Origin of the sequence: Paraburkholderia sp. PREW-6R (genome assembly GCF_039621805.1) — a bacterium.
In the GTDB taxonomy this organism is placed as follows: domain Bacteria; phylum Pseudomonadota; class Gammaproteobacteria; order Burkholderiales; family Burkholderiaceae; genus Paraburkholderia.
Map to the genome: position 1 here is coordinate 3143094 of NZ_CP155073.1, position 14523 is coordinate 3157616.

At 59.0% G+C, this 14523-nt stretch carries 9 protein-coding genes, 4 tRNA genes and 1 rRNA gene; all 14 read right to left on the reverse strand.

Translation table 11 applies throughout. The features are described from left to right. Positions 1–223: 223 nt before the first annotated feature. The gene (gene rpoC, locus AAGS40_RS13915) at positions 224–4462 is read right to left on the reverse strand and encodes a DNA-directed RNA polymerase subunit beta' (protein ID WP_345812045.1); all 4239 of its coding nucleotides are present in this window, start codon (positions 4460–4462) and stop codon (positions 224–226) included. Between the two features lie 21 nt (positions 4463–4483). Then, entirely contained in the window at positions 4484–8590 is a 4107-nt protein-coding gene (gene rpoB / locus AAGS40_RS13920; RefSeq protein ID WP_345812046.1) for a DNA-directed RNA polymerase subunit beta, read from the reverse strand. Positions 8591–8959: 369 nt separating this feature from the next. Then, positions 8960–9334: a 50S ribosomal protein L7/L12 gene (gene rplL, locus AAGS40_RS13925; RefSeq protein ID WP_062129471.1), complete on the reverse strand. Its 375-nt coding sequence runs from the start codon at positions 9332–9334 to the stop codon at positions 8960–8962. A 63-nt stretch (positions 9335–9397) separates the two neighbouring features. Continuing rightward, on the reverse strand, positions 9398–9901 hold the full coding sequence (gene rplJ, locus AAGS40_RS13930; protein ID WP_042329779.1) for a 50S ribosomal protein L10: 504 nt from the start codon (positions 9899–9901) through the stop codon (positions 9398–9400). A 301-nt stretch (positions 9902–10202) separates the two neighbouring features. Continuing rightward, positions 10203–10901 carry a 50S ribosomal protein L1 gene (rplA, locus tag AAGS40_RS13935; RefSeq protein ID WP_345812049.1) on the reverse strand — a complete coding sequence of 233 codons (699 nt, stop codon included), beginning with the start codon at positions 10899–10901 and terminating at the stop codon, positions 10203–10205. Continuing rightward, a complete protein-coding gene (gene rplK / locus AAGS40_RS13940) occupies positions 10902–11333 on the reverse strand; it encodes a 50S ribosomal protein L11 (RefSeq protein WP_007180146.1) in 432 nt (143 codons plus the stop codon). A gap of 162 nt (positions 11334–11495) precedes the next feature. Further along, positions 11496–12053 (reverse strand): transcription termination/antitermination protein NusG, encoded by a 558-nt coding sequence (nusG, locus tag AAGS40_RS13945; protein WP_007180147.1) that lies wholly within the window; start codon positions 12051–12053, stop codon positions 11496–11498. Position 12054: 1 nt separating this feature from the next. Further along, a complete protein-coding gene (gene secE / locus AAGS40_RS13950) occupies positions 12055–12435 on the reverse strand; it encodes a preprotein translocase subunit SecE (RefSeq protein WP_345812050.1) in 381 nt (126 codons plus the stop codon). Positions 12436–12471: 36 nt separating this feature from the next. Next, positions 12472–12547: transfer RNA gene (locus AAGS40_RS13955), tRNA-Trp, on the reverse strand. A 64-nt stretch (positions 12548–12611) separates the two neighbouring features. Next, complete coding sequence (gene tuf, locus AAGS40_RS13960; RefSeq protein ID WP_345812027.1) at positions 12612–13802, reverse strand: elongation factor Tu; 1191 nt, start codon at positions 13800–13802, stop codon at positions 12612–12614. Positions 13803–13865: 63 nt separating this feature from the next. Then, positions 13866–13940: transfer RNA gene (locus tag AAGS40_RS13965), tRNA-Thr, on the reverse strand. Between the two features lie 16 nt (positions 13941–13956). After that, positions 13957–14030 (reverse strand) — tRNA-Gly (locus AAGS40_RS13970). 40 nt (positions 14031–14070) lie between these two features. Continuing rightward, a tRNA-Tyr gene (locus AAGS40_RS13975) sits at positions 14071–14156 on the reverse strand. A 156-nt stretch (positions 14157–14312) separates the two neighbouring features. Further along, a 5S ribosomal RNA gene (rrf, locus tag AAGS40_RS13980) occupies positions 14313–14426 on the reverse strand. Between the last annotated feature and the right edge of the window lie 97 nt (positions 14427–14523).

Below are 14523 nucleotides of genomic sequence, written 5' to 3' on the forward strand. Positions count from 1 at the left end.
GACAAGAGCGTCTGAATGGCGTCGCAGCGCGAAAGGAGCAAGCGGTCGATTGAGAACCTGCTTTGACTAATCAGGCGCACAGATGAAGCGCGTCGAACAGGATCGCCACGAGCCACTTCAGCGACGGGAGCAGGCGCTCGCCGACGACGGACGAAAAAAAACCGCCCGGTCGAAACCAGGCGGTTCTATGAGCATGTCAGTTTTGCGGCTTTCGCCGCAGAACTTACTCGGCTGAGTGCTGCTGTTCGGCTGCCGGTGTTTCCGGCGTACCGAATTCGAACGACTCTTCCGCTGCGATCTGGTCGAAACGCTCGCGGTCGGACAGTTCCTTGCTCTTGCGTGCCTTGTGGAACGCGAGACCCGTGCCGGCCGGAATCAGACGGCCGACGATCACGTTTTCCTTCAGACCGCGCAGGTCGTCGCGCTTGCCCATGATCGCCGCTTCGGTCAGCACGCGGGTCGTTTCCTGGAACGACGCCGCCGAGATGAACGAATCGGTCGACAACGAGGCCTTCGTGATACCGAGCAGCACGTTTTCGTACGTTGCCGGACGCTTGTCTTCCGCGATCATACGGTCGTTCTCGTCGAGCATGTCCGACCGCTCGACCTGTTCGCCCGGGATGAAACGCGTATCGCCGTTGTCCGTGATCTGCACACGACGCAACATCTGACGAACAATCACTTCAATGTGCTTGTCGTTGATCTTCACGCCTTGCAGACGGTACACGTCCTGCACTTCGTCCACGATGTAGCGCGACAGCGCCTCGACGCCCTGCAGACGCAGGATGTCGTGCGGATCCGCCGGTCCGTCCACGATCATTTCGCCCTTATTGACGACCTGACCATCGTGAACCAGAACCTGCTTTTCCTTCGCGATCAGGAACTCGTGCTGGTTGCCCTCGAGGTCCGTGATAACGAGACGCTGCTTGCCCTTCGTGTCCTTACCGAACGACGTCGTACCCGTGACTTCCGCCAGGATACCTGCGTCCTTCGGCGAACGTGCTTCGAACAGTTCCGCCACACGCGGCAGACCGCCGGTAATGTCACGCGTCTTCTGCGATTCAGTCGGGATACGTGCGAGCACTTCACCGACCTGCACTTGCTGACCGTCCTTCACCGTGATCAGCGCGCCGACCTGGAAGCCGATCTGCACCGAGTGCTCGGTGTTCGGGATCTTCACTTCCTCGCCGTTCGCGTCGAGCAGCTTGACCTGCGGACGCACCGTCTTCGAAGCCTGCGAACCACGACGCTTCACGTCGATCACGACCAGGGTCGACAGACCGGTCACATCGTCGATCTGCTTCGCGACCGTCACGCCTTCTTCGACGTTTTCGAACTTCACCGTACCGCCGTACTCGGTGATGATCGGACGCGTCATCGGGTCCCACGTTGCCAGTTGCGTGCCGGCCTTGATCTGCGCGCCGTCCAGCTGCAACAGCGTCGCGCCGTACGGCACCTTGTGGCGTTCGCGCTCGCGACCGTGGTCGTCGGTAATCATGGCTTCGCCCGAACGCGAGATGACGATCTGCTCGCCCTTCGCGTTGGTGACGTAACGCATCGTTGCCGTGAAACGCACCGTACCGTTCGACTTCGCTTCAACGGACGAAGCGACTGCCGCACGCGACGCCGCGCCACCGATGTGGAACGTACGCATCGTAAGCTGCGTGCCCGGTTCACCGATCGACTGCGCAGCGATCACGCCGACTGCCTCGCCCACGTTGACCGACGAGCCACGACCCAGGTCGCGGCCATAGCAGGCTGCGCACAGACCGTAACGCGTTTCGCAAGTCAGCGGCGTACGCACGCGCACTTCGTCGATGCCGAGGCGTTCGATTTCTTCGACCGCATCTTCGTCGAGCAGGCTGCCCGCTTCGTACAGCGTTTCCTGCGATTCCGGATTGACCACGTCAGCCACCGCGACGCGACCGAGAATACGGTCACGCAGCGCTTCGACGACTTCACCGCCTTCGACCAACGCCTTCATGGCAACGCCGTTGGACGTACCGCAATCGTCCTCGACCACCACCAGATCCTGCGTCACGTCGACGAGACGTCGCGTCAGGTAACCCGAGTTTGCCGTCTTCAGTGCCGTATCAGCCAGACCCTTACGTGCGCCGTGGGTCGAGATGAAGTACTGCAACACGTTCAGGCCTTCACGGAAGTTCGCCGTAATCGGCGTCTCGATGATCGAGCCGTCCGGCTTCGCCATCAGGCCGCGCATACCGGCCAGCTGACGAATCTGAACCGCGGAACCACGAGCACCCGAGTCCGCCATCATGTAAATCGAGTTGAACGATTCCTGCCGCGTTTCGTTGCCGTCACGGTCCGTGACCGGTTCCGTGGACAGCTGTTCCATCATCGCCTTGCCGACCGCTTCCGACGTTGCCGACCAGATGTCGACCACGTTGTTGTAGCGCTCTTGCGACGTGACGAGACCCGACATGTACTGACGGTCGTATTCCTTCACCTTCTTCGCCGCGTCGCCGACGATGGTTTCCTTCTGCGGCGGCACGAGCATGTCGTCGACACAGATCGAGATACCAGCGCGCGTGGCCAGACGGAAACCCGACTGCATCAACTGGTCGGCGAAAATGACCGTTTCACGCAGACCGCACTTGCGGAATGCGGTGTTGATCAGGCGCGAAATTTCCTTCTTCTTCAGCGGCTTGTTCAGCACCGAGAACGGCAGACCCGGCGGCAGAATTTCCGACAGGATTGCGCGACCCACGGTGGTGGCGTACAGGGTGATCTTCGGCACGAATGCCGGCGCGCCTTCCGACTTGTCTTCGTTGTGGACCATTTCCGTGATCCGCACGTTGACGCGCGAGGCCAGCTCGACTTCCTTGTTCTCGTATGCACGCAGCGCTTCCGAGACGCCGGTGAACGTCAGGCCTTCGCCCTTCGCATTCACCGCTTCGCGGGTCGCATAGTACAGACCGAGCACGATATCCTGCGACGGCACGATCGACGGATCGCCGTTGGCCGGGAACAGGACGTTGTTCGACGCCAGCATCAGCGTGCGCGCTTCCATCTGCGCTTCCAGCGACAGCGGCACGTGAACAGCCATCTGGTCACCGTCGAAGTCGGCGTTGAACGCCGCGCAAACGAGCGGGTGCAGCTGGATTGCCTTACCTTCGATCAGCACCGGCTCGAAAGCCTGAATGCCAAGACGGTGCAGCGTCGGCGCACGGTTCAGCATGACCGGATGTTCGCGAATGACTTCTTCGAGAATGTCCCACACCACCGGCGTCTGGTTCTCGACTTCCTTCTTCGCAGCCTTGATGGTGGTAGCGACACCCATCACTTCGAGCTTGTTGAAGATGAATGGCTTGAACAGTTCAAGCGCCATCAGCTTCGGCAGACCGCACTGATGCAGCTTGAGCGTCGGGCCGACCACGATCACCGAACGGCCCGAATAGTCGACGCGCTTACCGAGCAAGTTCTGACGGAAACGACCGCCCTTACCCTTGATCATGTCAGCGAGCGACTTCAGCGGACGCTTGTTCGCGCCAGTCATGGCCTTACCGCGACGACCGTTGTCGAGCAGCGAGTCGACGGCTTCCTGCAGCATCCGCTTTTCGTTGCGGACGATGATTTCAGGCGCCTTCAGCTCGAGCAGACGCTTCAACCGGTTGTTACGGTTGATCACGCGGCGATACAGGTCGTTCAGGTCCGACGTCGCGAAACGGCCGCCGTCGAGCGGCACCAGCGGACGCAGTTCCGGCGGCAGCACCGGCAGCACTTCGAGCACCATCCAGTCAGGCTTGATGCCCGAACGCTGGAAAGCCTCGAGCACCTTCAGGCGCTTCGCGTACTTCTTGATCTTCGCTTCCGAACCCGTGTTCTTGAGTTCGGTACGCAGCATCTCGACCTGTTCGTCGATGTTGATCGCGCGCAGCAGCTCGCGAACGCCTTCCGCGCCCATCTCGGCACGGAATTCGTCACCGTATTCTTCGACCTTGTTGTAGTAATCCTCTTCGGTCATGATCTGCCGCGCTTTCAGCGGCGTCATGCCCGGATCGATCACGACATATGCTTCGAAGTACAGCACGCGTTCGATGTCGCGCAGCGTCATGTCGAGCACCATGCCCAGACGCGACGGCAGCGACTTCAGGAACCAGATGTGCGCAACCGGCGAGGCCAGTTCAATGTGGCCCATCCGTTCGCGACGCACCTTGGCGAGCGTCACTTCGACGCCGCACTTTTCGCAGATCACGCCACGATGCTTCAGGCGCTTGTACTTGCCGCAAAGGCATTCGTAGTCCTTGATCGGCCCGAAAATCTTCGCGCAGAACAAACCATCGCGTTCCGGCTTGAACGTCCGGTAGTTGATGGTTTCCGGCTTCTTCACTTCACCGAACGACCACGAACGGATCTTGTCTGGCGACGCCAGACCGATCTTGATCGCGTCAAAAACTTCAGGTTGTTGGACTTGCTTGAATAGATCGAGCAGAGCTTTCATTGCTTTCTCTCCGTAGTCCGATTAGTTGCGGTCGAGGTCGATATCGATACCGAGCGAGCGGATTTCCTTCACCAGCACGTTGAAGGATTCCGGCATGCCGGCGTCGATCACGTGATCGCCCTTGACCAGGTTCTCATAGACCTTGGTCCGGCCAGTCACGTCGTCCGACTTCACCGTCAGCATTTCCTGCAGCACGTACGATGCGCCGTACGCTTCGAGCGCCCACACTTCCATCTCACCGAAACGCTGGCCACCGAACTGCGCCTTACCGCCCAACGGCTGCTGCGTCACGAGCGAGTACGGGCCCGTGGAACGCGCGTGCATCTTGTCGTCGACCAGGTGGTGCAGCTTCAGGTAGTGCATGTAGCCCACCGTCACCGTGCGCTCGAACATCTCGCCCGTGCGGCCGTCGTACAGACGAACCTGATTCTTCGACGGCGTCATGCCGAGATTCTTCGCGATGTCGTCCGGGAACGCCAGATCCAGCGCGCGCGACATTTCTTCTTCCGTCGCACCGTCGAACACCGGCGTTGCGAACGGCACGCCTTCACGCAGGTTCTTCGCCAGTTCGACGATTTCGTCGTCCGTGAAGCTGTCCAGCTCTTCGGCGCGGCCCGACTCGTTGTAGATCTTCGTCAGGAATTCGCGCAGTTCTTCGATCTTCGCCTGACGCTGCAGCATTTCGCCGATACGCCAGCCGAGACCCTTCGCGGCCCAACCCAGATGCACTTCGAGAACCTGACCCACGTTCATCCGCGACGGCACGCCGAGCGGGTTCAGAACGACGTCAGCCGGACGGCCGTCGGCCATGTACGGCATGTCTTCGATCGGAACGATCTTCGACACGACACCCTTGTTACCGTGACGGCCTGCCATCTTGTCGCCAGGCTGCAGGCGACGCTTCACAGCCAGATACACCTTGACCATCTTTAACACGCCCGGCGGCAGTTCGTCGCCTTGCGTGAGCTTCTTGCGCTTCTCTTCGAACGCGAGGTCGAACTGGTGACGCTTCTGTTCGATCGAATCCTTGATGGCTTCGAGCTGCGCCGCTGCTTCTTCGTCCGCGAGGCGGATGTCGAACCAGTGGTAATGATCCAGATCTTGCAGGTAAGCCTGCTCGATCTTCGTGCCCTTCGCGAGCTTCTTCGGACCGCCGTTCGCAACCTTGCCGTCGAGCATACGTGCGAGACGCTGGAACGCGTCGCCTTCCACGATACGCAACTGGTCGTTCAGGTCGAGGCGATAACGCTTCAGTTCATCGTCGATGATCTGTTGCGCACGCTTGTCGCGCTGAATGCCTTCGCGCGTGAACACCTGCACGTCGATGACCGTGCCGCTCATGCCTGACGGCACACGCAGCGACGTGTCTTTCACGTCCGACGCCTTCTCGCCGAAAATTGCACGCAGCAGCTTTTCTTCCGGCGTCAGCTGGGTTTCGCCCTTCGGCGTGACCTTACCGACCAGTACGTCGCCCGCTTCGACTTCCGCGCCAATGTAGACGATACCCGACTCGTCGAGACGGCCGAGTTGCACTTCAGCCAGGTTCGAGATGTCGCGCGTGATTTCTTCCGGTCCGAGCTTCGTGTCGCGAGCAACGACGTTCAGTTCTTCGATGTGGATCGACGTGTAACGGTCGTCCGCGACCACCTTCTCCGAGATCAGGATCGAGTCTTCGAAGTTGTAGCCGTTCCACGGCATGAACGCGACCAGCATGTTCTGGCCGAGAGCCAGTTCGCCGAGGTCGGTCGATGCGCCGTCAGCCAGCACGTCGCCGCGCGAGACGATGTCGCCGACCTTCACGATCGGGCGCTGGTTGATGTTCGTGTTCTGGTTCGAACGCGTGTACTTGATCAGGTTGTAGATGTCCACGCCGACGTCGCCAGCAACGGCTTCATCGTCGTTCACGCGGATCACCATACGGCCGGCGTCGACGTAATCGACCACACCGCCGCGGAATGCCTGAACCGTCGTACCCGAGTCGACCGCCACCGTGCGTTCGATGCCCGTACCGACCACGGCCTTTTCAGGACGCAGACACGGCACAGCCTGACGCTGCATGTTCGAACCCATCAATGCGCGGTTCGCGTCGTCGTGCTCGAGAAACGGAATCAGCGATGCCGCCACCGACACGATCTGCGACGGCGCCACGTCCATGTACTGGATGCGGTCCGGCGTGACCATCAGCGTTTCGCCAGCTTCACGCGACGACACCAGTTCGTCGGTCAGCGAGCCGTCTTCCGCAACCGCCGCGTTCGCCTGAGCGATCACGTAACGGCCTTCTTCAATCGCCGACAGGTAATCGATCTGATCGGTCACCTTGCTGTCCACGACCTTGCGATACGGCGTTTCGAGAAAGCCGTATTCGTTCAGGTGCGCGTACAGAGCCAGCGAGTTGATCAGGCCGATGTTCGGACCTTCCGGCGTTTCAATCGGGCACACGCGACCGTAGTGAGTCGGGTGCACGTCGCGGACTTCAAAGCCTGCGCGTTCACGCGTCAAGCCACCCGGGCCAAGTGCCGAAACACGGCGCTTGTGGGTAATTTCCGACAGCGGATTGGTCTGGTCCATGAACTGCGACAGCTGCGACGAACCGAAGAACTCGCGAATCGCCGACGAAATCGGCTTCGAGTTGATCAGGTCGTGCGGCATCAGGTTTTCGCTTTCGGCCTGGCCGAGGCGTTCCTTCACAGCACGTTCGACACGCACCAGACCTGCACGGAACTGGTTTTCCGCCAGTTCGCCGACGCAACGCACACGACGATTGCCCAAGTGGTCGATGTCGTCCACTTCGCCCTTGCCGTTACGCAGCTCGACCAGGATCTTGATCGTGGCGAGGATATCGTCGTCTTGCAGCGTCATCGGGCCAATGATCTCGTCACGGCCGACGCGGCGATTGAACTTCATACGACCCACCTTTGAGAGGTCGTAAGCGTCTTCGCTGTAGAACAGACGGTTGAACAGCGCCTCGACCGCTTCTTCGGTCGGCGGTTCGCCCGGACGCATCATCCGGTAGATGGCGATACGAGCGGCCATCTTGTCCGCGGTTTCGTCGATGCGCAGCGTCGACGAGATATACGGGCCCTGGTCCAGATCGTTCGTGTAAAGCGTCTGGATGTCTTTGATCTTTGCTTCGCGGAGCTTTTCGAGGACGGTTTCGGTGATTTCGTCGTTCGCGTTCGCGATGACTTCGCCGGTATCGCCGTCGACGACGTTCTTCGCCAGCACGCGGCCGAGCAGATAGTCTTCCGGAACCGAAATGAACTTGGTCTTCGCGTTGTCCAGGTCGCGGATGTGCTTTGCGTTGATCCGCTTGTCCTTCTGGACGATCACGTTGCCTTCACGATCCGTGATGTCGAAACGCGCGACTTCACCACGCAGACGCTCCGGCACGAACTCCATCTGCGCGCCTTCCGGCATCAGCGTGAAGTTATCGAACACGAAGAAGTTTGCGAGGATCTGTTCCGGCGTCAGCCCAATTGCCTTCAGCAGAATCGTGACCGGCATCTTGCGGCGACGGTCGACGCGGAAGTACAGCACGTCCTTCGGGTCGAACTCGAAATCGAGCCACGAACCGCGGTAAGGAATAATACGTGCCGAGAACAGGAGCTTGCCCGAGCTGTGCGTCTTGCCTTTGTCGTGTTCGAAGAACACGCCCGGCGAACGGTGCAGCTGCGAAACGATCACACGTTCCGTGCCGTTGATCACGAACGAACCGGTCGGCGTCATGAGCGGAATTTCGCCCATGTACACTTCCTGCTCCTTCACTTCCTTGACGACCGGCTTGCTCGGCGATTCCTTGTCGAGCAGCACCAGGCGCACTTTCGCGCGCAGGGCCGAGCAGTACGTCAAACCGCGCTGCTGACATTCCTTGATGTTGAATGCCGGCGGCGACAGCATGTAGCTGACGAACTCTAGACGAGCGAACCCGTTATGCGAAACAATCGGGAAAACCGAGGTAAACGCAGCCTGCAGGCCTTCCGGCTTGCGTTGCGTGGACGACGTGTCTGCTTGCAGAAACGTGCTGAATGATTCAAGCTGGGTAGCCAGCAGGAAAGGTACTTGGTGAACGATGGGGCGCTTCGCAAAGCTCTTGCGAATACGCTTCTTCTCGGTGAAGGAATATTGCATACGATCTCCGAATCACGGCGGGCATTGTTGTCGAGGCAGGATACCTGGATGAGACAACCCGAGTGTTCACCGACTGAGACCCGATGGCCGTCCGATGGCTTGAACGAGCCTAGAAGCTTGGTGGTTGGCCGCTACCAACCGCTGGCTGACGGCAGCGGATGCCTATGTTGCCCGCTACCCGACCAAACTTGCCTTCTGCAGTCGCTTCAGAAGACAAAGAAAAGCGCCGGTCAATGTTGCCGATAGGCGTTTTTCTTTGAGTTCTTGGAGCTACGTTTATGCCGAAACGGTCAGCAAAAACGTGTCCCCCACAAAGCACAAAAAGGCCGGCGGTGGAAAACCGCCAGCCTTCGCACAACGCGCTGAAACTTACTTGATTTCAGCCTTCGCGCCGGCTTCTTCCAGCTTCTTCTTGGCTTCTTCTGCAGCAGCCTTCGGTACCGCTTCCTTCACAGGCTTCGGTGCACCGTCGACCAGGTCCTTCGCTTCCTTCAGGCCAAGACCCGTCAGTTCACGAACGGCCTTAATGACCGAAACCTTGTTCGCGCCGACTTCCGTCAGATTGACCGTGAATTCGGTTTGTTCTTCAGCAGCAGCAGCGGCGCCGCCGCCTGCCGGGCCTGCGACTGCAACAGCAGCTGCCGACACGCCAAACTTTTCTTCGAACGCCTTGACCAGTTCGTTCAGTTCCAGAACCGACATCGAGCTTACTGCTTCGAGGATGTCTTCTTTTGCGATTGCCATTTGAAATACTCCTAAATTGAATTCGGATACAGCCAGCGATCAATCACGCTCGACTGAAGCACATTACGCAGCGGTTTCTTCGCCTTGTTTCTTTTCTGCCAGCGCGGCCAAAGCGCGCGCGAAGCCGGAAACAGGTGCTTGCATAACATACAGCAGCTTGGAGAGCAGCTCTTCGCGGCTCGGGATGTTTGCCAGCGCTTGCACGCCAGCCTTGTCCATCACCTTGCCTTCGTAGGAACCAGCCTTGATGACCAACTTGTCATTGCCCTTGCTGAAGTCGTTGACGACCTTCGCAGCAGCAATGGCATCTTCCGAGATGCCGTAGATCAGGGGACCAGTCATCTGCTCTGCCAGCGGAGCAAACGGGGTACCTTCGACGGCGCGGCGCGCCAACGTGTTTTTCAACACACGAAGATAAACCTGCTGCTCACGCGCTTTCGCGCGCAGCTTGGTCAGATCGCCAACCGCGATTCCACGATACTCAGCCAGAACCACGGTCTGGGCTTTCGCGACTTGCGCGGCAACCTCAGCGACGACGGCCTGCTTGCTTTCTTTGTTGAGTGGCACGGTTAACCTCCAGATTCGATACACGCAGCGTGCGCCTTGTGTACCGCGTTCAATAACGGCGTCCGACCAGTCAGGAGTATTTCGACCGCCCGACATCAGCATGGCTGCGGATATCGAACGGCTTCATCACTACAAAACCTTTTCGGGTTCGCCATCTGCGTTGGCTTTACATTAAGGGTTCGCCTACCTGCTGCGTGCCCGCCAACGGTCTTTGACAACCGGTTGTTCCGCGAGACTGCTACGTCACAACCGCCCAAAGCCCATAAAACCGCCCCGACTTTCGCCGAGGCGATGAATTTCCTTACTGTGCTGCCAGCGATGCCTGGTCGACGCGAACGCCAACGCCCATCGTGCTCGACAGCGCAACCTTACGCAGGTACACGCCCTTGCTCGTTGCAGGCTTCGCCTTTTGCAGCGCGTCGACGAGAGCAGCGAGGTTGCTGCGCAGCGCCGCCGGCTCGAACGAAGCACGGCCGATCGTGGCGTGAATGATCCCGGCCTTGTCGACACGGAACTGAACTTGACCCGCCTTGGCATTCTTGACGGCAGTTGCGACGTCCGGCGTAACCGTACCCACCTTCGGGTTCGGCATCAGGCCGCGCGGGCCGAGGATCTGGCCGAGCGTACCGACAACGCGCATCGTGTCCGGCGAAGCGATCACGATGTCAAAGTCGAGATTGCCGGCTTTCACCTGTTCAGCCAGGTCTTCCATGCCGACCACTTCAGCACCTGCCGCGCGAGCTTGCTCAGCCTTTTCACCTTGCGCGAACACGGCGACACGAACCGACTTACCCGTGCCTGCCGGCAGCACGACCGAGCCGCGAACCACTTGGTCCGACTTCTTCGCGTCGATGCCAAGCTGCACGGAAACGTCGATCGATTCGTCGAACTTGGCGCTCGCGCATTCCTTCACGAGCGACAGAGCGTCGTCGATCGGATACAGCTTCTGACGATCAACCTTGCCTGCAAATGCCTGCAGACGCTTCGAAAGCTTAGCCATTTACACGCCCTCCACAGTGATGCCCATCGAGCGGGCGCTACCAGCGATCGTACGAACCGCTGCGTCCAGATCAGCTGCCGTCAGATCGGGCATCTTGGTCTTGGCGATGTCTTCAGCTTGAGCACGGGTGATCTTGCCGACCTTGTCGGTATGCGGCTTGCTCGAACCCTTGTCGATCTTCGCTGCTTTCTTGATCAGAACCGTAGCCGGCGGCGTCTTCAGGACGAACGTGAAGCTCTTGTCCGCGAATGCCGTGATGACGACCGGAATCGGCAAACCCGGTTCCAAAGCTTGAGTCTGCGCGTTGAACGCCTTGCAGAACTCCATGATGTTCAGGCCGCGCTGGCCCAATGCCGGACCGACCGGCGGCGACGGGTTGGCTTTGCCTGCAGGAATCTGCAGCTTGATAAAGCCAATGATTTTCTTTGCCATGTTGAAAACCTCGTTGGAGCGACGCTTAAACGCGTCGCTCAGTGAGTAATAGCGCGCTTTTGCCCCGAAAACGGGCTACTGACGCTCCTCAACGACCATTGTGCGGATCGTAAGCGCGAAACACGGAACGCCCCGATCGGTGCGTTCCGTGAAAATTCTGGATCACAACTTTTCGACTTGACCGAATTCCAACTCGACCGGCGTTGCGCGGCCAAAGATTGTAACAGAAACACGGACGCGCGACTTTTCGTAATTGACTTCTTCTACGCTGCCGTTGAAATCTGTGAACGGACCGTCCTTGACACGAACCATCTCGCCGACTTCAAACAGGGTCTTCGGACGCGGCTTTTCCACGCCCTCCTGCATCTGCGACATGATCTTCTCAACTTCTCGCGGAGAAATCGGGCTCGGGCGATTCCGCGCGCCACCAACAAAACCCGTTACCTTAGCCGTATTCTTGACCAGATGCCACGTCTCATCGGTCATTTCCATTTCGACCAGAACATAGCCTGGAAAGAAACGTCGCTCGGTTACGGACTTGTGTCCGCCCTTTACTTCAACCACTTCTTCTGTAGGGACAAGAATCTGCCCAAACTGGTCTTGCATGCCAGCACGTTCGATGCGCTCCTGAAGCGCTCGCTGCACGCTCTTTTCCATGCCGGAGTAGGCGTGTACCACGTACCAGCGTTTGCCGCTCGGGGATGCCGGAGTATCGCTCATATCATTTCCAACCCAGAATCACCGAGAAAATCGCCCATTCAATGGATTTATCACTCACCCAAAGAAAGATTGCCATGACGAACACGAAGCCGAACACTACAAGCGTTGTCTGCGTCGCCTCTTTGCGAGTCGGCCAGACAACCTTACGAACTTCTTTGTACGAGTCTTTGGCGAAAGCGATGAAACCCTTGCCAGGCGCGGAGAGAAGACCGACTGCAACACCCGCGATGACGCCAACAGCCAAGGCGGCTCCGCGGACGTACCATTCCTGGCCATTGAGCCAGAAGAACCCCACGAACCCGGCCAAGACCAACAATACGCCCGCGACGAGCATCAGCTTGTCGCCGGATGTATTTACAGTTTCGACGGAAGGATTCGCCATAACACCTTAACGAAGCGCCATATACAGCGCGAGAGTTGGCAGGGGCAGAGGGAATCGAACCCCCAACCTTCGGTTTTGGAGACCGACGCTCTGCCAGTTGAGCTATACCCCTAAACCATTTGGGGTTGACGACACCGCCAACCCCGAAACCACCGATCAACGAGAACTATCTGGCGTTACTCGAGGATCTTTGCAACCACACCAGCGCCGACCGTACGGCCACCTTCACGGATGGCGAAGCGCAGGCCTTCTTCCATCGCGATCGGGTTGATCAGCTTCACCGTGATCGACACGTTGTCGCCCGGCATGACCATTTCCTTGTCCTTCGGCAGCTCGATCGAGCCCGTCACGTCCGTCGTACGGAAGTAGAACTGCGGACGGTAGTTGTTGAAGAACGGCGTGTGACGGCCGCCTTCGTCCTTGCTCAGCACGTACACCTCAGCGGTGAAATGCGTGTGCGGGTTGATCGTGCCCGGCTTGGCCAGCACCTGGCCGCGCTCTACGTCTTCACGCTTCGTGCCGCGCAGCAGGATACCCACGTTATCGCCCGCCTGACCCTGGTCGAGCAGCTTGCGGAACATTTCCACGCCCGTGCAGGTCGTCTTCACCGTCGGCTTGATACCGACAATTTCGATTTCCTCGCCGACCTTGACCACGCCGCGCTCAACGCGACCCGTCACCACCGTGCCGCGACCCGAGATCGAGAACACGTCTTCCACCGGCATCAGGAATGCGCCGTCCACTGCGCGCTCCGGCGTCGGGATGTACGTGTCCAGTGCGTCGGCCAGGTTCATGATCGCCACTTCGCCCAGCTCGCCCTTGTCGCCTTCCAGCGCCAGCTTCGCCGACCCCTTGATGATTGGCGTGTCGTCGCCCGGGAAGTCGTACTTCGACAGAAGCTCGCGCACTTCCATCTCGACCAGCTCCAGCAGCTCAGCGTCGTCCACCATGTCGCACTTGTTCAGGAACACGATGATGTACGGCACACCGACCTGACGCGCCAGCAGGATGTGCTCACGCGTTTGCGGCATCGGGCCGTCTGCGGCCGAGCACACCAGAATCGCGCCGTCCATCTGCGCTGCGCCCGTGATCATGTTCTTCACATAGTCAGCGTGGCCCGGGCAGTCGACGTGTGCGTAGTGGCGGTTAGCCGTTTCGTACTCGACGTGTGCCGTGTTGATCGTGATACCACGTGCCTTTTCTTCCGGCGCCGCGTCGATCTGGTCGTATGCCTTCGCTTCGCCGCCAAACTTCTGCGTCAGAACCGTCGTGATCGCTGCCGTCAGCGTGGTCTTGCCGTGGTCAACGTGACCGATCGTGCCGACGTTCACGTGCGGCTTGGTCCGCTCAAACTTACCCTTGGCCATTTTCGACTCCTAAGAGGATTTTTCCGTACGTTGCGCCGGGCGCAAACAATCACCGAGTACTTCTGGTGCCCATGGGCAGGATCGAACTGCCGACCTCTCCCTTACCAAGGGAGTGCTCTACCACTGAGCCACATGGGCGCTACTTCTGCATTGCTGGAGCGGGTGAAGGGAATCGAACCCTCGTCGTAAGCTTGGAAGGCTTCTGCTCTACCATTGAGCTACACCCGCAAGAATTCATGGATTCCCAACAACTGCTACAACTGGATTCTGGTGGAGGAGGTTGGATTCGAACCAACGTAGGCGTAAGCCAACAGATTTACAGTCTGCCCCCTTTAGCCACTCGGGCACCCCTCCGCAGAGAACTGACGATTATGAGGGAACAACCGCTAGTTGTCAAGACTTGCTCGGCCGCTCCAAACTCAAAGCTCTCACTTATATCGCGCCGTTTCCGCACGACGTAAACGCAGAAACCCCACCTTTTTGGGGTGGGGTTTCTGACACTGCTGGGGAGCCTGACGATGACCTACTTTCACACGGGTAATCCGCACTATCATCGGCGTGGCGTCGTTTCACGGTCCTGTTCGGGATGGGAAGGGGTGGGACCGACGCACTATGGTCATCAGGCATGACTTGTTGCTGCGCTGTCCTGTGGGGGACAGCCCAACCAATCGGGGAAGAAGTAGTGTCTGGTGAGGCTCACCAGAGAAGTTTTGGGTTGTGC